The 24451-nt window shown below is 64.1% G+C and carries 21 protein-coding genes; 20 read left to right on the top strand and 1 reads right to left on the bottom strand.

Annotation, left to right across the window (positions count from 1 at the left end; translation table 11 throughout):
* Positions 1-20 precede the first annotated feature (20 nt).
* The 19 genes from infB to LQ788_RS13075 all read left to right on the top strand — a co-directional run bounded on the left by infB (position 21) and on the right by LQ788_RS13075 (position 22136).
* On the top strand, positions 21-3032 hold the full coding sequence (gene infB / locus LQ788_RS13165; protein WP_231441673.1) for a translation initiation factor IF-2: 3012 nt from the start codon (positions 21-23) through the stop codon (positions 3030-3032).
* 328 nt (positions 3033-3360) lie between these two features.
* Entirely contained in the window at positions 3361-3789 is a 429-nt protein-coding gene (rbfA, locus tag LQ788_RS13160) for a 30S ribosome-binding factor RbfA (protein ID WP_231441671.1), read from the top strand.
* 185 nt (positions 3790-3974) lie between these two features.
* Positions 3975-4880, top strand: coding sequence for a ligand-binding protein SH3 (locus LQ788_RS13155; RefSeq protein WP_231441669.1), 906 nt, complete (start codon positions 3975-3977; stop codon positions 4878-4880).
* A gap of 13 nt (positions 4881-4893) precedes the next feature.
* On the top strand, positions 4894-5811 hold the full coding sequence (gene truB, locus LQ788_RS13150) for a tRNA pseudouridine(55) synthase TruB (protein WP_231441667.1): 918 nt from the start codon (positions 4894-4896) through the stop codon (positions 5809-5811).
* Positions 5812-5889: 78 nt separating this feature from the next.
* Positions 5890-6540: a MarR family transcriptional regulator gene (locus tag LQ788_RS13145; protein WP_231441666.1), complete on the top strand. Its 651-nt coding sequence runs from the start codon at positions 5890-5892 to the stop codon at positions 6538-6540.
* Positions 6530-6901, top strand: coding sequence for a hypothetical protein (locus tag LQ788_RS13140; RefSeq protein ID WP_193078314.1), 372 nt, complete (start codon positions 6530-6532; stop codon positions 6899-6901). The genes LQ788_RS13145 and LQ788_RS13140 overlap by 11 nt, the downstream gene beginning before the upstream one ends.
* A 73-nt stretch (positions 6902-6974) precedes the next feature.
* Positions 6975-7913 (top strand): bifunctional riboflavin kinase/FAD synthetase, encoded by a 939-nt coding sequence (locus LQ788_RS13135; protein ID WP_231441664.1) that lies wholly within the window; start codon positions 6975-6977, stop codon positions 7911-7913.
* A gap of 93 nt (positions 7914-8006) precedes the next feature.
* The gene (gene rpsO, locus LQ788_RS13130) at positions 8007-8276 is read left to right on the top strand and encodes a 30S ribosomal protein S15 (protein ID WP_009882989.1); all 270 of its coding nucleotides are present in this window, start codon (positions 8007-8009) and stop codon (positions 8274-8276) included.
* A gap of 393 nt (positions 8277-8669) precedes the next feature.
* Positions 8670-10889, top strand: a complete 2220-nt coding sequence (locus tag LQ788_RS13125) for a polyribonucleotide nucleotidyltransferase (protein WP_231441663.1) — start codon at positions 8670-8672, stop codon at positions 10887-10889.
* Positions 10890-10957: 68 nt separating this feature from the next.
* Entirely contained in the window at positions 10958-12241 is a 1284-nt protein-coding gene (locus tag LQ788_RS13120) for a M16 family metallopeptidase (RefSeq protein ID WP_231441662.1), read from the top strand.
* A gap of 155 nt (positions 12242-12396) precedes the next feature.
* A complete protein-coding gene (locus LQ788_RS13115) occupies positions 12397-13014 on the top strand; it encodes a TetR family transcriptional regulator C-terminal domain-containing protein (protein ID WP_231441660.1) in 618 nt (205 codons plus the stop codon).
* Positions 13015-13121: 107 nt separating this feature from the next.
* A complete protein-coding gene (locus tag LQ788_RS13110) occupies positions 13122-14327 on the top strand; it encodes a glutamate dehydrogenase (protein WP_231441659.1) in 1206 nt (401 codons plus the stop codon).
* Positions 14328-14331: 4 nt separating this feature from the next.
* On the top strand, positions 14332-16434 hold the full coding sequence (locus LQ788_RS13105; protein WP_231441657.1) for an acetate--CoA ligase family protein: 2103 nt from the start codon (positions 14332-14334) through the stop codon (positions 16432-16434).
* Positions 16431-18134 carry a thiamine pyrophosphate-binding protein gene (locus LQ788_RS13100; protein WP_231441654.1) on the top strand — a complete coding sequence of 568 codons (1704 nt, stop codon included), beginning with the start codon at positions 16431-16433 and terminating at the stop codon, positions 18132-18134. The genes LQ788_RS13105 and LQ788_RS13100 overlap by 4 nt, the downstream gene beginning before the upstream one ends.
* Positions 18131-19297, top strand: a complete 1167-nt coding sequence (locus tag LQ788_RS13095) for an acyl-CoA dehydrogenase family protein (RefSeq protein ID WP_231441652.1) — start codon at positions 18131-18133, stop codon at positions 19295-19297. Before LQ788_RS13100 ends, LQ788_RS13095 begins: the two co-directional genes overlap by 4 nt.
* A gap of 196 nt (positions 19298-19493) precedes the next feature.
* Positions 19494-20120, top strand: coding sequence for a superoxide dismutase (locus LQ788_RS13090; protein ID WP_069600429.1), 627 nt, complete (start codon positions 19494-19496; stop codon positions 20118-20120).
* A 181-nt stretch (positions 20121-20301) separates the two neighbouring features.
* Complete coding sequence (locus LQ788_RS13085) at positions 20302-20847, top strand: GNAT family N-acetyltransferase (protein ID WP_231441650.1); 546 nt, start codon at positions 20302-20304, stop codon at positions 20845-20847.
* Between the two features lie 81 nt (positions 20848-20928).
* Positions 20929-21678 carry a 4-hydroxy-tetrahydrodipicolinate reductase gene (gene dapB / locus LQ788_RS13080; RefSeq protein ID WP_231441648.1) on the top strand — a complete coding sequence of 250 codons (750 nt, stop codon included), beginning with the start codon at positions 20929-20931 and terminating at the stop codon, positions 21676-21678.
* Entirely contained in the window at positions 21678-22136 is a 459-nt protein-coding gene (locus LQ788_RS13075; RefSeq protein ID WP_231441646.1) for a tetratricopeptide repeat protein, read from the top strand. The genes dapB and LQ788_RS13075 overlap by 1 nt, the downstream gene beginning before the upstream one ends.
* Here LQ788_RS13075 and LQ788_RS13070 read toward each other — a convergent pair.
* Positions 22099-23478: a heparan-alpha-glucosaminide N-acetyltransferase domain-containing protein gene (locus LQ788_RS13070; RefSeq protein ID WP_231441643.1), complete on the bottom strand. Its 1380-nt coding sequence runs from the start codon at positions 23476-23478 to the stop codon at positions 22099-22101. The two genes, LQ788_RS13075 and LQ788_RS13070, sit on opposite strands and share 38 nt — an antisense overlap.
* 48 nt (positions 23479-23526) lie before the next feature.
* Here LQ788_RS13070 and ypfJ point away from each other — a divergent pair, with 48 nt between their 5' ends.
* Positions 23527-24405, top strand: a complete 879-nt coding sequence (gene ypfJ, locus LQ788_RS13065) for a KPN_02809 family neutral zinc metallopeptidase (RefSeq protein ID WP_231441641.1) — start codon at positions 23527-23529, stop codon at positions 24403-24405.
* Positions 24406-24451 lie beyond the last annotated feature (46 nt).

Below are 24451 nucleotides of genomic sequence, written 5' to 3'. Positions count from 1 at the left end.
AGAACCCGGACAGGAGAACTGTGGCAAAGCCCCGTGTCCATGAGCTCGCGAAAGAGCTCGGCACTACAAGTAAGAACGTCCTCGAGAAACTCCAGGACCTGGGCGAATTCGTTCGCTCCGCTTCCTCGACCCTCGAAGCACCCGTCGTGCGGAAGGTGAAGGAAGCATTCGCCGATTCCGCTCCGGCCAAGTCCAGCGGAGACAAGGCCTCCAGCGCCTCCGCCGAGACGAAGCCGGCAGCCAAGCCGGGCGCAAAGCCCGCAGCGAAGCCCGGCGCTCCCAAGCCCGGTGCGAAGACTGCCGCCAAGCCAGGCGCTAAGCCCGGCGCCAAAGCAGCCTCGACACCAAGCGAAGCAGCCGAAAGCACCCCTGCAGCGGAAAAGCCCGCAGCCAAGCCCACCGGTGCGAAGCCGGGCGCGAAGCCTGCAGCTACTCCTGCTGCTGAGTCGAAGCCCGCTGCAGAGCCCAAGGCTGATGACACCCCGGCAGCTCCGGCAGCAGCCGAAGCATCCGCTGAGCAGACCAAACCTGCGCCACGTGCGAACGCACCGAAGCCAGGCGCTGCACCGAAGCCGGGTGCAGCTCCCAAACCAGGCTCGGCTCCCAAGCCGGGCTCTGCCCCGAAGCCAGGCGGCCGTTCGCCGGCTCGTCCCGGCAACAACCCCTTCGCTCCAGCCCAGGGCATGCCCAAACCGGCAGGCCGCGGTGGACCGAAGTCCGGCAATCGCCCCGGCGGCCAAGGTGGCCAGGGCGGTCAAGGCGGTCCAGGAGCACGTCCGGGCAACAACCCGTTCGCCAACTCGCAGGGAATGCCGAAGCCAGGTCAGAAGCCTCCTCGCGCATCCGGTGAGGAAGGCGCAGCAGGTCCACGTCCGGCACCACGCCCGGGCGCACCTCGCCCCAACCCATCGATGATGAAGAACTCGGCTCTCAACAAGCCGGCCCCAGGTCGCGGTCGCGGCGGAGGACGTGGCAACGCGCCCGCCGGCGGTGGCGCACCCGGTGCACCAGGTGCAGCTCCAGGCGGCGCACCTGCAGGTCGTCGCGGACCCGGAGGCGGTCCAGGCGGTCGTGGTTCAGGCCGCGGTCGCGGCAGCACACAGGGTGCATTCGGCCGTGGCGGAGGTCCCCGTCAGAAGGGACGCAAGTCGAAGCGGGCCAAGCGCGCCGAGTTCGAACAGATGCAGACACCGTCCGTCGGTGGCGTCTCTGTTCCACGCGGCGACGGCTCGACTCCGCTGCGCCTGCGCCGCGGATCCTCGCTGGCCGACTTCGCTGAGAAGATCAACACCGATCCGACGAACCTCGTCACGGTGCTCTTCCACCTCGGCGAGATGGCGACCATCACCCAGTCTCTCGACGAGGGGACCTTCGAGGTTCTCGGCGAGGAACTCGGCTACAAGATCGAGATCGTCTCACCCGAGGACGAAGACCGTGAGCTGCTCGAGACCTTCGACATCGACCTTGACGCGGAAGCCGCGGACGAGGACGACGAGGATCTCGCAGCACGTCCACCGGTCGTCACCGTCATGGGTCACGTCGACCACGGTAAGACCAAGCTTCTCGACGCCATTCGCTCAGCGAACGTGGCGGCACGCGAAGCCGGCGGAATCACCCAGCACATCGGTGCCTACCAGGCCGAGGTCGAGCACGAAGGCGCCGATCGCAAGATCACCTTCCTCGATACTCCGGGCCACGAGGCGTTCACCGCCATGCGTGCCCGCGGTGCGAAGTCGACGGACCTCGCGATCCTCGTGGTCGCAGCCGACGACGGTGTGATGCCGCAGACCGTTGAAGCGCTCAGCCACGCTCAGGCGGCGGACATTCCGATCGTGGTCGCGGTCAACAAGATCGATAAGGAGGGCGCCAACCCCTCGAAGGTCATGCAGCAGCTGACCGAGTACAACCTGGTGGCCGAGGAATACGGCGGCGAGACCATGTTCGTGCCGATCTCTGCGCTCAAGCGCGAAGGCATCGACCAGCTGCTCGAATCCGTGCTGCTGACCACCGACGCCGCACTCGACCTGCGGGCGAATCCCGACAAGTCGGCTCGCGGCATCGCGATCGAAGCCAAGCTCGACAAGGGCCGCGGCGCGGTTGCGACCGTGCTCGTCGACTCCGGCACACTGCGCCAGGGCGATGCGATCGTCTGCGGCACTGCCTACGGCCGTGTCCGTGCGATGTTCGATGAGAACGGCAACCTCGTCGAGGAGGCGGGACCATCCCGTCCCGTGCAGGTGCTGGGTCTGTCCTCCGTGCCGCGTGCCGGCGATACGTTCATCTCCACCGAGGACGACCGCACAGCACGTCAGATCGCTGAGAAGCGCGACGCCATCGAGCGCAATGCCGCTCAGGCCCGCGGTCGCAAGCGCATCAGCCTCGAGGACTTCACCAAGGCACTCGCCGAGGGCAAGGTCGACATGCTCAACCTCATCCTCAAGGGCGACGTCTCGGGTGCTGTCGAAGCACTGGAGGACTCGCTGCTCAAGATCGATGTGGGCGACGACGTCGACCTGCGCATCATCCACCGCGGTGTGGGTGCGATCACGGAGAACGACATCAACCTGGCCACGGTCGACAACGCGATCGTCCTCGGCTTCAACGTCCGTCCGGAAGCGAAGGCACGCGACCTGGCCGAGCGCGAAGGCGTCGATGTCCGTTACTACTCGGTCATCTACCAGGCGATCGACGACATCGAGAGCTCGCTCAAGGGCATGCTCAAGCCGGAGTACGAAGAGGTCCAGACAGGCACCGCGGAGATCCGCGAAGTCTTCCGCTCCTCCAAGTTCGGCAACATTGCCGGCTCCATCGTTCGCGATGGTCACATCACCAGGAACGCGACCGCTCGCGTCACCCGTGATGGAGTGGTCATCGGGGACAAGGTCAAGATCGAGTCCCTGCGCCGCTTCAAGGACGATGCCACCGAGGTCCGCGAAGGATTCGAGTGCGGTATCGGACTGGGCAGCTTCAACGATCTGCGTGTCGGTGACATCATCGAGACCGTCGAGATGCGTGAGAAGCCGCGCGACTGATCAGCACATCGCAGTCCGCACCGGGTTCTGAACGGGTTGTGTGCGAGCGGGTGGCAAGAGTCCACTCGCCCGCACACCACCCGGGCAGGACCCGGTCTGCGGTTGTCGGGCCGGTTCGCAGTTCCGCACCACCACGGTCGACGTCATGGCAGTCGACATCATGACAGTCCCGGCAATGAGAGAATGTGCCGGGGGAGTTGGCTCGTCGGCGCGGATACACGGTCACTCCCGGTGACACAGATACACCCAGAAACTCAGACACAGTCACACCAAATGACACAGTTCCAGCTCCACCCCAGACACAGTTCAGATGAAGAAGGAAAACACCATGGCAGATGCAACTCGGGCGCGTAAGATCGCCGACCAGATCAAGGTCATCGTCGCCAGCACGATCGAACGCAGGCTCAAAGACCCACGTCTCGGTTTCGTCACGGTCACCGATGTGCGCGTGACCGGAGACCTGCAGCACGCCTCGATCTTCTACACGGTCTTCGGTGACGGACAGGACCTCGAAGCGACAGGCAAAGCGCTGGAGTCGGCGAAGGGCTTCATCCGTTCAGAGGTCGGCAAGGGTCTGACGATTCGACTGACCCCGAGCCTCGAATTCATCGCCGACGCAGTGCCCGAGGCTGCCGCCCATCTCGATGGACTTCTGGCCAAGGCCGCAGCCGACGATGCACGGGTTGCAGACCTCGCCAAGGGTGCGAAGCCTGCCGGGGATGAAGATCCCTACAAGAAGACCGACGACGAGGCCTGAGCCAGCGACACTCCGCCGCAGGCACACGGCTAAGCACGGCTGGGCCCGGCTGAATGCGTAGGCCCAATCGCGATCTCAGTCACTTCGGAGAAAAAACTTCACGTAACAGTTTTGTTATCTTTCACTTCTGGTTTAGACTTTTTCCGGTAACGAAATGATTACGACTCTGTTAAGGGAATTCTGAATTGGGTAAGCACTCTTCGCCAAAGCCTGGCTTTGCCAAGCAGTTGGTCCGGGATCTGACTCCCGCCAGCAAGCGCTCAGCCGGTCGGCACTCCTCGGACGCGCCGTCAACTGCCACCTCGGTGTTGGCCACCGTCCGCCAGCGTCCCGTCGTTGCCGCGATCGCGGTTCCGGCCGCGGCCACCGCCGCCGTCGTCGGCTCCACTGTCGTCATGAGCCCGCCAGAGGCCGGAAATGTCACGACCGAAGCCGCTGACACCTCCGCGCAGGAGTCGCAGTCGAGCCCCTCGGCTGTCAGCCAGGATGAGATCGACGCTCAGCGCGAGAAGGCCGGCGAAGAGTACCTCAAGGACGTCAAGGACGATCCCAAGTACAAGAACAAGACCTCGAAGACGACACTCGACGTCAAGACCCCCAAACCCAAGCCCTCTCCGACGACGGAGAAGGCCGAGACCAACTCCGGCGGCGCGTCGACATCAGACGAGAAGTCATCCGATGACAAGTCCTCGGATTCGGATGAGAAGTCATCCGGCGGAGACACGCCTGAGGGCATCTCGAACGAGCCCTGCTCGGTCTCTTCGTCGATCGAGTCCGGACTGCAGCCCAACGCGGTCAACGGCTACCGTGCCGTGTGTGCGAAGTTCCCCGAGGTCAAGACCTACGGCGGCGTCCGCCCAGGTTCAGGCACCTCGGACCACTACACCGGCGGAGCCGTCGACATCATGATCACCGGCGCCACCGGCGACCGCATCGCGGACTACCTGATCAAGAACTCCGGAGCACTCAACGTCAAGTACGTGATCTGGGAACAGCGCATCTGGAACCCGGGCAGCGGCTGGTCGAGCATGGAAGATCGTGGATCACCCACGGACAACCACTTCGACCACGTGCACGTCTCGTTCAACTGATCGCCACTGACGCGTGAGCGATACTTCCCCACAGGGCATCCTTGTCTGCGATAAGCCCCAAGGCCTGACCTCCCACGGCGTCGTCTCACGGATTCGGCGCTGGTACGGCACCCGCAAGGTCGGGCATGCCGGAACCCTCGATCCGATGGCTACCGGCGTCCTCGTTCTCGGCCTCGGTCGCGGGACCAAACTTCTGGGCTACATCACCGGTGTGTCCAAGACCTACCTGGCCACGATCCGCCTCGGCTCGGCCACGCCGACCGACGACGCGGACTCGGAGCCGGATCTCTTCGCCGAACCCTCAGCGCTGGCGGCCGTCACCGATACCCGAATCGCCCAGGGCGTCTCTGCGCTGACCGGTCCCATCGACCAGGTTCCCAGCGCCGTCTCCGCGATCAAGGTCAACGGGCAGCGCTCCTACGCCCGCGTCCGCGCAGGGGAGGAAGTCGAGCTCAAGGCGCGCAGGGTCGAGATCTCACAGTTCACGATCCTCGACACCCGCTACGCTCTCGCCGACGGCCATATCGATGTCGACGTCGAAGTCGACTGTTCGTCGGGAACATACGTCCGTGCCCTGGCCCGCGATCTCGGCGGCAACCTCGGCGTCCACGGGCATCTCACCGCGCTGCGGCGCACCCGTGTGGGTGCCTTCGGCATCGACGATGCCGTCACGATCCCCGAGGATCTTGACACCGCAGCGCCCACACTGACATCGCTCGCCGAGGTGGCCCGGACCCTGCTTCCGTCCGTGCACGTCGACGCCGGTGAAGCGAAGGCACTGATGCAGGGCAAGACCGTCACCACCGACCGGAGCCCGGTGGAGAGTGGTGAGGTCGTCGTGATCTGCGACGATGAGCTCGTCTCCATCGCTGAAGTGAGGGCCGGGGGAGTGCTCAAGTCCCAGACAGCCTTCGCCATCGATCTTGCCTAGATACAACCAATACGCTTGTTTTCATTGATTACAAGCGAAACGGTTGTTTTCTCTCGTGGGGTTTGGTGTACTTGAGTCATGTACGTCATGACCATCGATCAGCGAGGATCTCGTGAGGGCACCGATGGTGTGCCCGAGGTGCTGGAACTTCTGAGCCGGGTCGAGACTCGGCTGGGCTTCGAGCGCACGATCGGCGACGAGGTGCAGGGCGTTCTCGACTCACCAGAGCAGGTGGCCCTCGCCGTACGCCTGCTGGCCACACAGGCCGAGTGGCACATCGGCATCGGAATCGGCTCGGTCGAGAATCCACTTCCCACTTCAACTGCCGAGGGCAGAGGCGAAGCCTTCTACGCGGCCAGACGTGCAGTCGAAGCAGCGAAGAGTGCTCCGGCGAACCTTGTCGTGGACCCGAGCGCGGACCATGCGGGCTTGGCCGAAAGCGCCCTGCGCCTGTTGATCTGGACGTTTGAGAACATTCGACCCCAGTCCCGGCGCTACATCGACCGTCGACTCGACCACCCCGAGGCCACTCAGCACGACATCGCCGCACACTTCGACGTCTCCCAACAGGCAGTCTCCCGAGTACTCTCCCCGGGCGGGGTCGAGCTCATCGAGGGCGCCTGCGCCCTGGCGACCTTCCACCTCGACAAAGCAGAAGCGGACCGGGGCACTCGTGATCAGGACGACGGCGCGAAGGACGACTCTCAGGCAGGTGACCATGTGGTTTGACGTACTCATCGCGGTCCTTGCAGCAATCGTCGCGGCCGGTGGCGGATATCCGCTCGTGCCGCTGTTCCTGCGGATGACCCACGACGGCCCCGGCTCGAAGCCGAGCCGCACAGGCAGCGAGGACATTGAAGTGCTGCGCGGGGGCATGTGGATCGGCATCGTCGAGCGTGCGCTCATCGCCGGGGCAATTGTTCTGGGCCGACCCGAACTCATGGCCGTCGTCGTCGCGGTCAAGGGCCTCGGCCGCTTCGCCGAGATCAAATCCTCGTCCGCCGCTGGTGAGCGATTCATCATCGGAACCTTCGTCTCCATCGCAATCGCCTCCCTCATCGGCGTGATCGGCTGGGCCGTCATCTCCTGAGGCCGACGTGGGTTAGCAAGTGAGAACATCTCTGAGATAACCTGATCCGGTGCACGGAAGGAGCAAGCGTCGAGTGGAGCTTTATCACGGACTGAATGAGGTCGGGGCCGGCGATGTCGGCACCGTCGTGACCCTGGGCAACTTCGACGGGGTCCACCGCGGTCACCAAACCGTTCTCCAGGCGGTGGCAGCACTGGCGGCCGAGCGCTCATTGCGCTCCGTGGCTATGACCTTCGACCCGCATCCGCGCACGGTCCACCGTACGGATGAGCCGACGTTGATGATCACGAGCACCGAGCAGAAGGCCGACTTCATCGCCGACACCGGCATCGACGCCCTGTTCGTCCAGCACTACGATCTCGACTTCGCCTCCCAGAGCGCCGAGGAGTTCGTTCGCACCTACTTCGTTGAGGCACTGGCCTGTGAGATCGTCGTCGTCGGTGATGATGTGCGCTTCGGCAAAGACAACGAGGGCACCATCGAGACCCTGCGCCACCTCGGCGAGAAATTCGGGTTCCGGACGGAGACGATCGAAGAGGTCGGACGCGGGGGACGATATTCCTCCTCGCGGATCCGTGAGCAGATCGTCGCCGGTGATGTCGCCGAGGCTGCTGATCAGCTGGGTCGCTACCATCGGGTTGAGGGAACCGTCGTCCACGGCGACGCTCGAGGCCGCGACCTCGGGTTCCCGACGGCGAACCTGTCCGAGGATGCCGAAGGGCTCATTCCCGCCGATGGCGTCTACGCCGGATGGGCGACCTTCTCGGACGACACACAGCCATACCCCGCAGCCATCTCCATCGGGACCAACCCCACATTCGAAGGCAGCGTTCGTCGGGTCGAAGCACATGTGCTCGACAAGGAATTCGGCGATTTCGACGTCTACGGCAGGCACATGACTCTCGAATTCGTCTCGCGCATCCGTGGACAGGTCACGTTCACCGGCATGGACGAACTCGTGGTGAAGATGCACGAGGATATCGCCGATGTGCGCGAGGTGCTCCACACCTGATAAACTGAACTCTGCCGTTTTCACCGGCCGCGGTTCGATAGTGCTGAGACTGACAGGTCTCGGCGCCGCGCAACGATCTTAAAGGAGAAGTCCATGGCTCTCAGCACTGCTGAAAAGCAAGAAGTCATCAAGGAATATGCAACTCACGAGGGCGACACCGGTTCTCCCGAGGTCCAGGTTGCGCTGCTGACCCGCCGGATCACCGAGCTCACCGAGCACTTCAAGGATCACAAGCACGACCACCACTCACGTCGTGGCCTGCTGCTCCTCGTCGGTCAGCGTCGTCGTATGCTCAAGTACTTGCAGCGCGTCGAGATCGAGCGCTACCGCTCGCTCATCAAGCGCCTGGGTCTGCGTCGCTGAGACCAGCACCCTGACATTGAGTGCGGCTCAGACGAACCGATACAGGTTCGAGCAAGTCACCTCAGACGAAACGAAGCGTCCTGCATCATGCAGGGCGCTTCTTCGTCTTCTGAGGCAGGCCGATTCTTCGCGGCAGGCCCGGGTGGCATGCGTCTCGATGGCTCAATGAGGCAACTGCGGTAGACTTCGAAGCGGACAATCATGCCATGGACGTTTCGGTCCTCGGTAGTGGCCTCCGGAAGAACGGGCAGACATACGCCGGTTCCGTGGGCCCCGATCGATGACCGGCTTGGATCCATGGGATGTCCAAGTCAATATCCACCGGATTGGCGCGGACTTTCCGCCTTCGGACTTCGAAGGTGTCCGCGTACCGGTTACTTACAAGGAGAATACGTGGGACTCAACCCTGAATCCGCCGTAGCGCACATTGACAATGGCAGCTACGGTTCACACACCATCCGCTTCGAAACAGGACGCCTCGCACAGCAGGCCGCCGGTTCCGCCGTCGCCTACCTCGATGACGAAACCATGCTCTTCTCGGCCACCTCGGCCGGCAAGCACCCCCGTGAGGGCTTCGACTTCTTCCCCCTGACCGTCGACGTCGAAGAGCGCATGTACGCCGCGGGCCGCATTCCCGGTTCGTTCTTCCGCCGCGAGGGACGCCCCTCGACCGACGCAGTGCTCACCTGCCGTCTCATCGACCGTCCTCTGCGCCCCTCCTTCGTGAAGGGACTGCGCAACGAGGTCCAGGTCGTCGTCACAGTGATGTCGATCCACCCCGATCACATCTACGACGCGCTGGCCATCAACGCTGCCTCGATGTCGACTCAGCTCTCCGGACTGCCCTTCTCCGGCCCCATCGGCGGCGTGCGCATCGCACTCATCGACGGCCAGTGGGTTGCCTTCCCGAACCATTCGCAGCTCGACGACGCAGTGTTCAACATGGTCGTCGCTGGCCGTGTTGTCGGTGACGACGTTGCGATCATGATGGTCGAGGCAGAAGCCACGGACAACGCCATCGACCGCATCAAGACCGGTGCCCCCGCACCGACCGAAGAGGTCGTGGCCGAGGGACTCGAAGCAGCGAAGCCCTTCATCAGCGAACTCTGCCGTGCCCAGCAGGAGCTGGCCGACAGCGCCGCCAAGCCGACCGTCGAATTCCCGGTCTTCAAGGACTACGAGGACGACGTCTACGAAGCAGTGCGTGAACTCGCCGAAGCCAAGCAGACCGAGAACTTCCAGATCGCTGACAAGCAGGAGCGCGAAGCCGCAGGCGAAGTTCTGCTGTCTGAGCTCTTCGAAAAGCTGGGCGAGCGCTTCGCCGGCCGCGAGAAGGAAATCGCCGGGGCCCTCAATGCTCTGACCAAGCAGGTTGTGCGCAAGCGCATCCTCACCGAGCAGATCCGCATCGACGGTCGTGGCCTCAAGGACATCCGTCCGCTGACCGCAGAGACCAACGTGATCCCACGTGCCCACGGCTCGGCCATCTTCGAGCGCGGCGAGACCCAGATCCTGGGTGTCACCACGCTGAACATGCTCAAGCTCGAACAGCACATCGATTCGCTCTCGCCAGTGACCACGAAGCGTTACATGCACCACTACAACTTCCCGCCCTACTCGGTCGGAGAGACCGGTCGTGTGGGCAGCCCGAAGCGTCGCGAGATCGGACACGGTGCACTGGCTGAACGTGCGCTCGTGCCGGTTCTGCCCAAGCGCGAGGACTTCCCCTACGCCATCCGTGAGGTCTCAGAGGCTCTCGGTTCCAACGGCTCCACTTCGATGGGCTCGGTCTGTGCTTCGACACTGGCCATGCTCTCGGCCGGTGTGCCGCTGCAGGCTCCTGTCGCAGGCATCGCCATGGGACTCGTCTCCGATGTCATCTCCACCGACTCCGGTGACCAGACCGCATACGCGGCACTGACTGACATCCTCGGCGCCGAAGACGCCTTCGGCGACATGGACTTCAAGGTTGCCGGAACGCGTGACTTCATCACGGCGATCCAGCTCGACACCAAGCTCGACGGCCTGCCGGCCTCCGTGCTCGGTGCCGCGCTCAAGCAGGCGCAGGAAGCCCGCATGGTCATCCTCGACGTCATCGCTGAGGCCATCGATGCTCCGGCAGAGATGGCTCCGACTGCTCCGCGCATCATCTCGGTGAACATCCCCGTCGACAAGATCGGCGAGGTCATCGGACCCAAGGGCAAGATGATCAACCAGATGCAGGAAGACACCGGCGCTGACATCAGCATCGAAGACGACGGAACCGTGCTCATCGGCGCCACCGACGGCGAGTCTGCCGAAGCTGCCCGTTCGATGATCAACGCCATCGCCAACCCGCAGGTGCCTGAGGTCGGCGAACGCTACCTCGGCACGGTCGTGAAGACGATGAGCTTCGGCGCATTCGTCTCCCTGACGCCGGGCAAGGACGGACTGCTGCACATCTCCGAGCTGCGCAAGCTCAACGATGGCAAGCGCGTCGAGGACGTCGAAGACGTCGTCGGAGTCGGCCAGAAGGTCCAGGTCGAGATCACGAAGATCGACGACCGCGGCAAGCTGTCACTCGCGCCTGTCAGCGACGATGACGAAGAGACAGAAGAGGAATCAGACAACTGATACTCAAAGATTCTCACACCGGGGAGGGCAGCCGAATCGATCGGTCTGTCCTCCCCGGTGGTTTGACGGTGACCACTGAACACATGCCCGGGCTGGCCTCAGAGACGATCGGCATCTGGGTCGCAGCCGGTTCACGCGATGAATCGACCGAGACCGCGGGCTCGACCCATTTCCTCGAGCACATGCTCTTCAAGGGAACGGCGACGAAGGACGCGAAGACGATCGCAGCGGCCTTCGACCGGACCGGGGGAGACTCCAACGCCATCACGGCGAAGGAACTCACCTGCTACTACTCCCGGTGCCTCGTCACAGATTTAGCCGACATCACGTCTCTGCTCGTCGACATGGTCTCGAACTCGAGCCTGGATGCCGAGGAGTTCGAACGTGAGCGCGGAGTCATCATCGAAGAGCTGGCGATGTCCGCCGACGACCCCGGTGATGTTCTCTTCGATGATTTCGACGAGCTCATCTTCGGCGACCACCCCCTGGCACGTCCTGTGGGTGCGACGAAGGACCAGATCCGCGTGCTGGGCCATCACACACTTCTCGAGCACCACTCGACGACCTATGTTCCCCCGCGTCTGGTCATTGCCGCCGCCGGCGGTTCCACCCACGACGAGGTTGTGCGTATGGTCGAGGATGCCTTGGCCGAGGCCGGCGTCGGTTCAGAGGCCGGTTCACACACCTGGGACACCGTGGCGACCTCCGGCTCGTCCGCAGGAACCGGGTCGGCTGCGGCGACGGAAACGTCCGGACGAAGCGCACGTGAGGTGCCGACGTTCCATTCGGGGCGCTCACACACGGCCAAAGACACCGAACAGTTGGGTATCCTGCTCGGCTGTGAAGGTCTGGAAGAGGGCCACCCGGATCGATTCGTCTATTCGGTGCTGCTGACGATGCTCGGCGGGGGCATGTCCTCCCGCCTCTTCCAAAGTGTGCGGGAAGAACGCGGCCTCGCCTACGCCGTCAATTGTGTAGCCAGCCAGTTCACCGATTTCGGCACGTTCGGCATCTATGCCGGGTGTACACCGGAGAACGGGCAGGCCGTCGTCGATCTGGCTCTGGCCGAATGGGATCGCCTGGCGCAGGAGGCACCGAGCCGCTCGGAACTCGACGCGATCGTCTCCCAGCTCTCGGGATCAATGGTCCTCGGGCTCGAATCCTCGGCCGCGCGCATGAACCGCCTGGCCAGATCCGAGATCTTCGGGATCCCGCTCGAGGCTCCGCTCGACCTCATCGAACGCGTCCGCTCGGTCACGGCCGAACAGGTGACGACGATGGCCGGCGATCTGCTGAGCCGACCGAAGTCGCTGTCGCTTGTGGGACCTCAGACGGACGTCGTCCTGCGCTGAGTCTGACGCCGGCGCCCACTGGTGGCGTGGGCGCCCACTGACGCCGGCGCCCACTGGTGGCGTGGGCACAGGGTTCACCGGCGCCTGGAACTAGAATGGCTGTACAGCAAGGTACTTGCTGCGCAGCCATTTCTGTCTGTGTGAAGGAGGAGGCCATGTCGCGGAAGAGCGCATCGGTCCGTCGGGAAGAGATCCTGGCAGCGACCGTGGAAGAGATCGAGAGCACCGGTCTGCGCACCCTCCGAGTCGCCGACGTGGCCGCGCGACTGGGCCTGAGCCCGAGCCTGGTCATCTACCACTTCGTGACGAAGGAGGCCCTCGTCGCTGCGGCCTTCGCGCACGCCGGAGAGAACGACCTCTACCGCGCCCGTCGACTCGCCGCCGGGAGGAAGTCGGCCAGGGAAAGGCTCAACGACGTAGTCCGGTGGTACATGCCGACAGGTTCGACCAGGAGTTGGAAGATCTGGATCGACGGTTGGTCGGCCGGACTCTTCGACGACGAGGTGAGATCGACGTTCACCGCCCTCGACCGCGAATGGAAGACGATTCTGTCTGAGCTCATCGTCGCCGGTCTCGAAGCGGGTGAGTTCCGGTGCGCTCACGCAATAGACCTCGCAGAGGGGTCTGCTGTTCAGGCGGCCGAGGGCAGTGCCACGCGGATCCTGGCCTATCTCGACGGGCTCGCAATCCAACTCATCGTCAACCCCGAAACGGTGTCTCCTACGACCTTGTCGGGTTGGGTTGATGCGTTCGTCTCACGCGAACTGGACTGAGCCCGGAACTTCTCACCGCACCTCTCTTGACGGCACTGCGTCGAGGCGGTCAGACTGGTGTTCTGAACCTTACTGAACAGCGATTCAGTTAAATCCTTGGGAGCGACATGTTCATGGACATCACCTGGCAGGATCCGGTCACCGGAACACACGGATTCGTCGTCATCGACACGCTCGTGAGGGGAACGGCCTCGGGCGGCCTGCGGATGCGACAGGGGTGCACTCTCGAAGAGGTCCGGGGCCTGGCTCAAGGGATGACGCGCAAGGAAGCCATCCACCTGCGCGAGGGCCGACACTATGTTCCTGTCGGAGGTGCCAAGGGCGGAATCGACTTCGACCCGCGCCAGCCCGGAGCCAGGGACGTCCTCGAACGGTTCCTCATCGCAGTGAACCCGATCATGCGTGCCTACTGGGCCTTGGGCGAGGATCTGGGCGTGCGCCAGAGGGACATCGATGACATCCTCGCCTCACGTGACCTCGGCAGCGCGCTGAGTGCCGTTGAGAAGCTGCTGGCCGATCCGCAGGCTGCCGCAGCTCGGGCAGAGACAGCCTTCTCCACCATCGTCGACGGTGTTGGCCAAGACGAACTCGTCGGCGGACTTGGAGTGGCGACCTCGGTGCTTGCCGCACTTGAGGCTGACGGGGTCGATCCGGCCTCCGCGACCGCCGTGCTCCAAGGGTTCGGCTCCATGGGTGGGGCGAGCGCGAGATTCCTCGCCGAGGCGGGGGTGCGCATCGTCGGCATCGCCGATGCCGATGGGTTTGTGTCCAACCCGGCCGGTCTCGATGTCGAGGCGCTGCTGGCGACGCGTGATCCTTTCGGCGGCATCGATCGCTCGACTCTGCGCCCCGAAGATCGCGTCGGCGATCGGGGAGACTGGCTGTCGGCGGACTGCGACGTGCTTGTTCCCGCCGCGGTCAGCTACGCCATCACAAGTGAGAACTGTGCTGCCATCACCGCCACGCTCATCGTCGAGGCCGCGAACATGCCCGTTCTCCCGGATGCCGAAGCGCAGCTGCAGGCTCGTGGGGTGAAGGTCGTGCCAGATTTCCTGGCGAACTCGGCGACGAATGCCTGGTGGTGGTGGGTGACCTTCGGCGACGTCGACGGCACCTGGGATGACAGCAGGTCACTGGTCACCCAGACCCTGCGCGAACTCACCACTCAGGTGCTCAGCGAAGCCGAGCGCCAAGGCATCACGCCCCGACAGGCGGCACAGTCTTTGGTGGATGCCAATCTCGAGGCTCTGCGGTCCGAGACGGGCCATCCGAGCGCTACCGCCCCGATGACTTCCGCGAGCGCAGAGCACTAGCACCATGGAGCGCTTCTTCGATCCCGGCAGTGTGGCCGTCCTCGGGGCGTCGAACGATCCCGCGAAATGGGGTTTCTGGCTCTCGGCAGGAGCGCTCAAGGGCGCTCACCGGCGCCGGGTCTACCTCATCAATTCCCGCGTCGCCTCGATCCAGGCCGAACCCACCTTCGCTCACCTTTCCGATCTGCCCGAGACGCCGGAACTCTTGGTCATCTCGATTCCCGGTACGGGAGTGCCTGCCGTGGTCGATGAGGCCTTGGCAGCGGGAGTGAAAGCGTTCCTCATCATCTCGGCCAGGGTGCCCGGGGCCGCCGATATCGCCGCACGCATCGTTGCCGCCGGCGCCCGCCTCATCGGTCCCTCGTCCTTGGGGGTGGTCGATTCCGGCAATGAGCTGCTTCTGGCCTGGGGCAACTTCACCCCAGGCTCCCTGGCTGTGGTGACGCAGAGCGGGCAGCTGGGAACGGAGATCGCCACCCTCTCCGCACGCAGCGGGCTCGGGATCTCACGCTTCGCCTCCATCGGCGGTCAGTCAGACGTCCGGGCCGCAGAGGTCCTGACCACCCTCGTCGACGACGATGCCACCACTCAGGTCGTCCTCTACCTCGAATCCTTCACCGGCGGCACTGCCCTGGTCTCGGCCATGCAGGCGCTGCGCGCGGCCGGGAAGCCGACCATGATTCTCACCACGGGCCAATCGGATGCCGGTGCCAGGCTCGCACGATCACACACAGGATCACTCACCTCGGCGATGGACACGATCGATGCCGCCTGCCGCGCCGCCGGTGCCATCCGACTCACCACCCCAGGTGAGGCGGTCGAACTCGCCGGATTCCTCGCCACATCATGGCTGCCTGCGGGCCGAAGAATCGCCATCATCTCCGACTCCGGAGGGCAGGGTGCGATCGCCGCGGACAGAGCCGAGTCCCATGGTCTGCGCGCCAACGTCCTCGACGAAGCCACCCGCACCCACGTCGAGCATCACCTGCCGCAGGCCGGTCACACCGACAATCCGATCGACCTCGACGGCGCAGGGGAGGCGGACCTGAGCGTGCACTCGCGACTCGTCGATGCACTCCTAGCCGATGAGGGGATCGACGCGGTCATCCTCAGCGGGTACTTCGGCTGCTACGGCGAAGACATCGCTGCCCTGCGCGAACCTGAACTCGCCGAGGTGCAGCGGTTGGGAGAGACCGTGCGCAGTCACCGCAAGCCCCTCATCGTGCACTCGATGAGTGCCGACTCAGCCGCCGTCGCCGCTCTGTGGGAGAACTCGATTCCCGTCTACACGTCGATCGATTCGGTCATGCGCGTGGTCTCCGGGGCCGGTTTCTACGCTTCGCATGCCGGGCGCATCACCGAGGCTCTGGAGCAGTCGGGACCGGTCACGCCCTGGGGCAGCGGCTACGCTGCGGCCAGGGACACGATCGCAGCGGCTGGCGTGCCGGTGCCGCGGGCATTGGCGCTGAGTCGCGGATCTGCAGTCGCCGAGGTGCTGGCGGGCTCGGATCTGACACCGCCGTTCGTGCTCAAGGCCGGGTGGCCCGCGCACAAGACCGAACTCGGGGCGATCGCCCTCGGACTCGACGATGCCGTTGCGGTAGAACACGCGCATGCGGAGATGGTGGGCCGCCTCGGCGAGGGGGAGTACATCATTGAGGAGATGGACACCCGCGATGATGCAGTCGAGATCCTCGTCGGCGGACGCTGGGACGAGAACTTCGGCCCCATCGTGCTGGTGGGTGCGGGGGGAACCGAGACGGAGCTCTACGGGGACACCTGGCTCGAACTGGCGCCGGTGACGCACGCGGAGGCACTCGACATGATCTCCCGGCTCACCTGCTACCGCCTGCTCACCGGGTGGCGGGGACGGCGAGCGGCCGATCTCGACGAACTGGCCGAGATCATCGTCTCGGTCTCCCGCCTGATCGCCGGCAGCAACGAAATCCAGGAGATCGAGATCAACCCGGTCCGCGTCGCCCCCGAAGGGGCACTCGCGGTCGACGCATTGGTCGTGACCAGCCGCGACGACGACAACGATGACAGCAGTGACAGCAACAGCGACGACGATGACAGCAACCGTGCCGATAACAAGGAGCCACGATGACAGAGGAACACGCAGAGATCACCGGTGGGGCACATCTGGCCCGAGCGCTTCGGGCAGAGGGGATCACGCGGGTCTTCGGGATTCCCGGGACCCACAATCTTGAGATCTTCGCCCAACTGGCCACCGAGGGCATCGATATCGTCTCGCCCAGGCATGAGCAGGGCGCCGGGTACATGGCCGACGGTGCGGCTCGTGTCACCGGAAAGGTGCAGGTCGTGGTCACCACGACAGGGCCGGCGGTATTCAATGCGCTGACCGCACTGCTGCAGTCCTTCACCGACTCGGTCCCGGTCCTCCTCATCGGTCCCGGCATGCCGCTGACCCACCCGGGACGCGGCAACGGACTCCTCCATGAGGTGCGCAATCAGAGTCAGGCCATCGAGGCCGTCCTCGGCGACAGCCATCGAGTGACGAGCCCCGGTGAGGTGTCCCTGGCGGTCGGACAGGCCCTGTCGACGATGCGATCCGGGCGCAGTCGGCCCGCCTATATCGAGATCCCACTCGACCTCATCGAGGCCACCGGACCTGGAACGCTGCACCCGTCGGTGACCCGCCCTCACCCGAGTCCGGAGCCGAATGCGATCAGGTCCGCCGCCGAGGCGCTCGCCGCCTCCCAGCGTCCCCTGCTCATCGTCGGTGCCGGGGCCCGTGCTGCCGGAGTCGAGATCGAAGAGCTCTCGACCGCGCTCGGGGCCGGGGTCATCCTGTCTTCGAATGCCAAGGGCACGATCGATGATGAGTTTGAGAACAACCTCGGCGCCATCGGGGTCCTCGAGGTGCTGCCGGAGATGCTGCTCGCCGCAGATGCTGTGGTGGCCATCGGTACGGAACTGGCCCCCAGCGATTTCTGGCCCGAGCCCATGCCGCTGCCGGACACTGTTGTGCGCATCGATGTCGACGAGGTGCAGATGCTGCGCAATGCTCGCGTCACCCACCCCATCCCCGCCGATGCCACGGACGCGACGATCGCGTTGACGCACCAGCTGCGACAGACCAGATCGGCCGGTCTCTCACGGGCAGCAGGCGAATGGCTGCGCCGCTGGCATGACACGATCACGGCCGCAGGCAAAGATGAAGGTGCACCCTGGGCAGCGCTGTGCGGCGGGCTCAACGACTACACCACCTCGTCGACATCACCAGTCATCGTCGCCGCAGATTCGACGATGTGCTGCTATTACGGAGTGCAGACCGGATGGCGGGCGCGGCGAGGTGACCGCTTCCTCTATCCGGCAGGTGCAGGAACCCTGGGGTTCGGTCTGCCGGCGGGAATCGGTGCCAAGCTCGCCGCACCCGAGGCCAGGGTAGTGGCGATCGAAGGTGACGGGGGAGCGATGTTCACGATCGCCGAACTCTCCGCGGCCGCGCAGGCGCAGGTGTCCCTGGCGCTCATCATCGTCGACAACGGCGGGTACGGGGAGATCAGGAACGAAATGGCCGATCGCGGCGACACTCCTGCCGGAGTTGCCCTGCTGGGACCGGACTTCCCCGCCTTGGCAACCTCGCTGGGCGCTCGCGGTCTCCACATCGAGACACAGGCTGAGTTGGCGGCGGCACTGCGGGAGGCCGAGGAATTCGCCGGCCCCACCCTCATCCACATCACCGAGGACTCACGCGCAGCCACGGACATGCTGGGTGCGTTCGGTCAGAGAGCGAAGTCGACCGAGGAGCCGAAGTCGACTGAGGAGAGGAACCTGACATGAGCTACACACCCTGGCCGTTGAGCGATGAGCAGACGGACATCATCGAACTGTGCGCCGCATTCGCCAAAGACAAGATCCGGCCAGCCGGCCGCGGCGTCGACGAGGCGGACACTCAGTCCCCGGTCGAGCTGTTTCGCCAAGCGGCGCGCGTGGGCATCACCGACTTCATGATCCCCGAGGAGTACGGAGGCGGTGGCTTCACCGACGTCTTCACACAATGCCTCGTCCAGGAGCAGCTGTGCTTCGGCGACCCCGGCATCGGTAACTTCCTGTGCTCCAACGGCTTCTTCGCCGATCCGATCCTGGCGTTGGGAAGCGAGGAGCAGAAGGAGGCGTGGCTGCGTCCTCTGACCGGCCCAGATCCGATCTTCACCGCACTGGCGACGACGGAACCGGGATCAGGGTCTGATTCGGCCTCGATCACTACCCGTGCTGAGGCTGTTGACGGCGGCTATCTGCTCAACGGGCAGAAGGCATGGATTTCCAATGCCGGCCTGGCCACGGGATACGTTGTCTTCGCCAAGACCGACCCGACGCAGCGCTCACGCGGGGTCACCGCGTTCCTCCTTCCGGGTGATACCGAGGGGATGGAGTTTGGGGCACCGATGAAGAAGATGGGTCAGCGTGCGATCGTATGCCGGGAGATCTTCTTCTCCGACGCCTTCGTCCCGACAAAGAACCGCCTCGGCGAGGAAGGGCAGGGCTTCTACGGGCTGATGCGCACCTTCGACATCTCCCGAGTGGTCCTCGGTGCCGCTGCTCTGGGCACGGCCAGGGCCGCCTACGAATACGCCCGCGACTACGCACGTGAGCGGACACAGTTCGGCTCCCCGATCATCGACCACCAGTCCGTGGCCTTCCGCCTGGCAGACATGTCTGCGCGCATCGATGCCGCTTGGCTGCAGGTCCTCAACGCGGCACGGATGATCGATGCGGGGGAGTCGGTGCCGCGGGAGAAGGTCACTGCCTCCGCCGCGATGGCGAAGATGGGCGCCTCGGAGACCGCGATGTTCTGCACCTGGGCTGGAGTCCAGACTCTGGGCGGGTGGGGCTATTCGCGCGAGCACCCGGTCGAACAGTGGATGCGCGACGCCAAACTCGAGGAAATTGAGGAAGGGACCTCGGACATCATGCGGCTGCTGATCTCACGCAATCTGCCCTGAATCTGGGGCACTGACGCCTCTATCGGGCGTGCGGCGTGAGGACTCATTTCCGTGGTGAAACGATATTTTCCGAGGTCACATGGCGTCATCTGGAATAGACCCCGCGATGACCGTGTTGTTCGAGATGAGACCCTGCTATAGGGTCGAAATGAAGCCGCCGACTTGGCGGACATCAATTCTCTTCAGGAGGAATTTCATGGCTGAGCAGTACGTCCTTCCGGAACTGCCCTACGACTACTCCGCACTTGAGCCGCACATCTCGGCTCGCATCATGGAGCTGCACCACGACAAGCACCACGCAACCTACGTCAAGGGTGCCAACACTGCTGTTGAACAGCTAGCAGAAGCCCGCGAAAGCGGAAACCTCGCCAACGTGCCGAAGCTGACCCGCGATCTCGCGTTCAACCTCGGCGGACACGTCAACCACTCGATCTTCTGGAACAACATGTCTCCAGACGGCGGCGACAAGCCAGTCGGCGAACTCGCAGCAGCGATCGACGACCAGTTCGGCTCCTTCGACAAGTTCCGTGAGCACTTCACCACGGCAGCCACCACGATCCAGGGCTCCGGCTGGGCCGTGCTCGTCTACGATCAGCTTGGTGGAAACCTCTTCATCGAACAGCTCAAGGACCAGCAGTCGGACATCCAGCTCGGCGGAACCCCGGTTCTCCAGCTCGATATGTGGGAGCACGCCTTCTACCTCGACTACCAGAACGTCAAGCCTGACTACGTCAAGGCTTGGTGGAACATCGTGAACTGGGCAGATGCAGGCGCACGCTTCGACCGTGCCGTGTCTCAGACCAAGGGCCTCCTGCTCGGCTGATAGCCGTACAGACCCCTCAACGGCGGCTCCGACCCATTGCGGCGGGGCCGCCGTTGTCATGTCCGGGCCGACCAGGTGAGCCACCTTCCGTGCGCTCAGCAACGTTTGGCGGGGTTGCTCAGCGCCCGGAAGGTGGCTCACCTGAGGGCTCAGGCCTCTCAGGCCTCGCTACGCTGGGCGCATGACCGCTTTCCTCAGACGCTGGCACCGCGATGATGCTGCTGCCCTCGCAGAGATCTACAGTCGGGCCGATGCCGATCTTTTCAACAACATCCCCGACGATCCGTCTCTGACCGGTGCGCAGGCATGGCTCGAAGGAATCCGCACAGCAGAAGCAGACGGATCCATGGTCGCCCTCGCCATCGTGGCCGGTGACCACACACCGGTCGGCAATGTCATGGCGACAGCCATCGATCGGCGGCACTCGACCGCCTGGATCTCCTATTGGCTCGACCCGGACGCTCGCGGCCAGGGCCTGGCTGCAGCAGGACTCTGCAGCCTCGTCGACCACGTCCACGATGAAATTGGCGTCTATCGCCTCGAACTGGGCTACCGCGTGAACAATCCGGCATCAGCTGCGGTGGCCGAGAGCGCCGGATTCATCGTCGAAGGGCGTCAGCGCGAACGGCTGCTCTACGACGGGGCCCGTTATGACACAGAGGAATGTGCTCGACTGGCCGGGGATCCACGGCCTCAGAGCCACCGATTGCCGTTCGTGACGTTCTGAATCGCATCACCTGATGACGGTGGCAGCAGTGAGAGTCGTTAGACTGGCCTGCGGAGATCGTCGAGCAAGGAGTCAGGACTTATGAATGCGATTCGAGTAGCCGTCATCGGAGCACAGGGCCGCATGGGCGCCCAAGCTGTCGACGCCATCACGGAGGCTGAAGGCCTCGAGCTCGTTGCGACTCTGGGCAGCAGCGACTCCATCGAGACCGTGCTCGAGAAGAACATCGACGTTGCGGTTGAACTCACTGTCCCGAAGTCGACCGAAGACAATGTGCGCTTCCTCGTCGAGCATGACATCGACACCGTCGTCGGTACCACCGGTTGGGATGCCGACAGGCTCTCCAACCTCGAAACTCTGCTCAGCGGGCACGCTGACACCGCCGTACTCATTGCCCCGAACTTCTCGATCGGCGCTGTCCTGGCGATGCGGTTCGCGGAACTGGCCGCACCGTACTTCGACTCCGCCGAGGTGGTCGAGATCCACCACACTCGAAAACTTGACGCTCCCTCAGGCACCGCTAACCACACAGCCCAGCGCATCGCCGCCGCCCGCAATGCAGCCGGCCTGCCACAGGTCCCCGACTCGACCGAGAGCGATCCTCACGGGGCCCGAGGCGCCGTCATCGACGGCATCCACGTCCACGCCATCCGCCAGCAGGGCATGAACGCGCACGAGGAGATCCACTTCGGCTCGGACGGTGAAGCCCTGACGATCCGCACAGACTCCCACTCCACCTCGGCGTTCATGCCGGGAATCGTGACTGCTGTGCGTTCGATCTCCGAATACACGGGTCTGCTGCACGGCCTCGAGAATATGCTCGACCTCTGATGTCCAAAGGCAAAATCGGGGCGATCGTCGTCTCAGTGGTGCTCGTCTTCTACTTCGTCCTCATGGGGCATCGAGCATGGATACTGGTTCGGGAACCCGATCTCGTGCCCCGGCTGATGGGCATCGCCCTCTTCGTTCTGCCACTCATCGGGGCCTGGACCCTGGTCGTCGAACTCATGTTCGGTGCGCGGACGGAGAAGCTGGCGCGCATCCTGAAGTCCGAAGGCGGCCTGCCTGTCGATGATCTGCCGCGCACACCGGGCGGGAAGATCATCCGCGAGTCCGCCGACGAAGCCTTCGGCCAATACCAGGCCGAGGCCGAAGCCGCGCCCGATGACTGGCGCTCTTGGTTCCGTCTCTCCTGCGCCTACGATGCGTGCGGAGACCGCAAGCGCGCCCGATCGACGATGCGCAAAGCGGTCAATATATATCGGGCGGGCGTGAAGCAGAATTCCTAGCGGAATCCTCATCCGGACCCGTCGCTGAGGCCGGCCCCGCTCCTGAGGCTAGACCCGGCCCTGAAGTCGGCCCCGCTCCCGAGGCGGCTCCCGAATCCGCTGATGCCCCGTGACCCGGGGCCGGCGACGCAGACCGGATGACCGCAGCGACTCCGCCCTCCAGCGGACCGTGGGCTCCGATTGCCAGCTTCCACATCAGGGCGAATCCGATGAACACGAGAGCATGCAGGCCGAACTCGACAGCCTGTGGCGTCATCGCCTCACCGCCGAGCATCGGGTTGGCCTCGACCCACGGGCGTGTGATCTCGAGCAGGATGACGTGAGCGGAGTACACGCTCAAGGGCATCGACCCAGGTGCAGTCAGCGGCGCCAACACCGAGGTTCTGCGACCCAGCAGCAGCGCCAAGGACTGGCAGACGACGATGGTCAGCAGCGCAGTTCCGGCCGTGGCGAGTAGGTCGAAGGGTGTACCCGAATGCGGGCCCGCGATTGCCAACCACCACCACGAGGTCGTCGGCGTCACCCCATAGCTTCCGGTGAACAGCGCCGCATTGAGATCGGTTCCGTACAGTTCGGAGACGCGCACCAGCTCGTCACCACCACCGGCGACGTTGTGGAGCAGCCAGGAGACTCCCTTGCCGACGAGGAACAGGCCCAGGCCGGCGGCGAAGAGGGACATAAGGTGTCTGCCGATGTCGATCTTGGCAACAGCCATCCCCAGCAGGATGTAGGACAGCCACTGCAGAATCGGGTAATAGCCGGTGAGCACCAGGTCATGGAGCATCGTCAGCGGGGTCGCGAAGTCGAACCATGACATCGACGAATACTGCGGCTCCAGCCCGAACTGACTGCGGATGAGCATCGAGAGCACGGGGCTGAGCACCATCCAGCCCAGGGCGATGATGAACAACGTCCTCGCGCGCAGGCGCAGGAACAGCATTGCGATTGCGAACATGACCCCGTAGTTGACGAGGATGACAGCCAGCAGCGACGACACCGACCCCAGGCACAGGCCGATGACAATGATCGCTCCCGCACGGATGAGCACACTGGGCACGGCACCGCGCAGACGTCCGGACGCTGCCAATCGTGACCGGGTCGAAAGCACCAGTGAACAACCGGCCAGGACCGCGAACAGCGCCGAGGCCCGCCCCGCGAACACAGCGGCCCAGGTCGGGAAGCCCTCGGGATCGGACAGGGCGAAGATGTGCGTGACCATCATCGCGAACAGGGCGATTCCGCGAGCGGCGTCGAGGCCGATGAGTCGGCCGGCAGGGCTCAGGCGATCACGGACCGTTTCAATCCCAGCAGTCGCCGAGGTGGGGGAGCGGTGAGAGCTCATGCATCGATTCTCACATGCCAGGTGACAAGCCGTTGTATCTTTATGGCTATGACCTTCAATCCGAATGCTGACATCTCGGGCAACAAGACCAGCCGGCGAGGACGCAACACCGCCATCGCCGGCGGCGGCGTCGGAATCGTGGGCCTCCTCGTCTTCCTCATCGGGCCGCTGCTCGGCGTCGATGTGACCGGGCTCATGGGCGGCGGCAGCCTCGACAGTGAGCAGTCGTCACAGTCCTCGGGTGTCGAAGAGATGGCCCAATGTGACACAGGCGAAGATGCCAATGAGTCCTTAGACTGCCGGATGGCCGGGGCACAGGTCGTCCTTGATGAATACTGGTCCCAGCACGTCGACGGCTACAAGCCTCCACTGCTGACCATCGTCGACGGCCAGACCTCAACTCAGTGCGGAACCGCGTCGAATGCGGTGGGTCCCTTCTACTGCCCGCCCGAGCAGGGCGTCTACATCGATCCGAGCTTCTTCGAGATCATGCGTCAGCAGTTCGGTGCCTCCGCCGACGAGCTCGCCCAGCTCTACATCGTCGGTCATGAGTGGGGTCATCACATCCAGAACATCACGGGCACGATGAGCGATCACCCGAACAACGGCACCGGAGCCGAGAGCAACGGTGTGCGCATCGAACTCCAAGCCGACTGCTACGCCGGGGCATGGCTCGGCGATGTCACCTCCCTGACCGACGACAACGGCACGCCCTACCTGCAGACACCAACCCAGGAACAGATCGACGATGCGCTCAACGCAGCCTTCGTCGTCGGCGATGACCACATCCAGAAGCAGTCCGCGGGCTCCGTCAACCCCGAGTCCTTCACTCACGGTTCGAGCGAGCAGCGCCAGAAATGGTTCGCCAGCGGATACGAGAACGGCTTAGGCAGCTGTGACACCTTCGGCGAGGCCTACTCCGGTTAGTCATATCGTGATATGAATAAAGGGTCAGCTGCACCCGCATGCATCA

Source organism: Brevibacterium zhoupengii (genome assembly GCF_021117425.1).
Lineage (GTDB): Bacteria > Actinomycetota > Actinomycetes > Actinomycetales > Brevibacteriaceae > Brevibacterium > Brevibacterium zhoupengii.
Note: the sequence above shows the minus strand (reverse complement) of the source record. Positions and strands in the feature narration are given on the sequence as shown.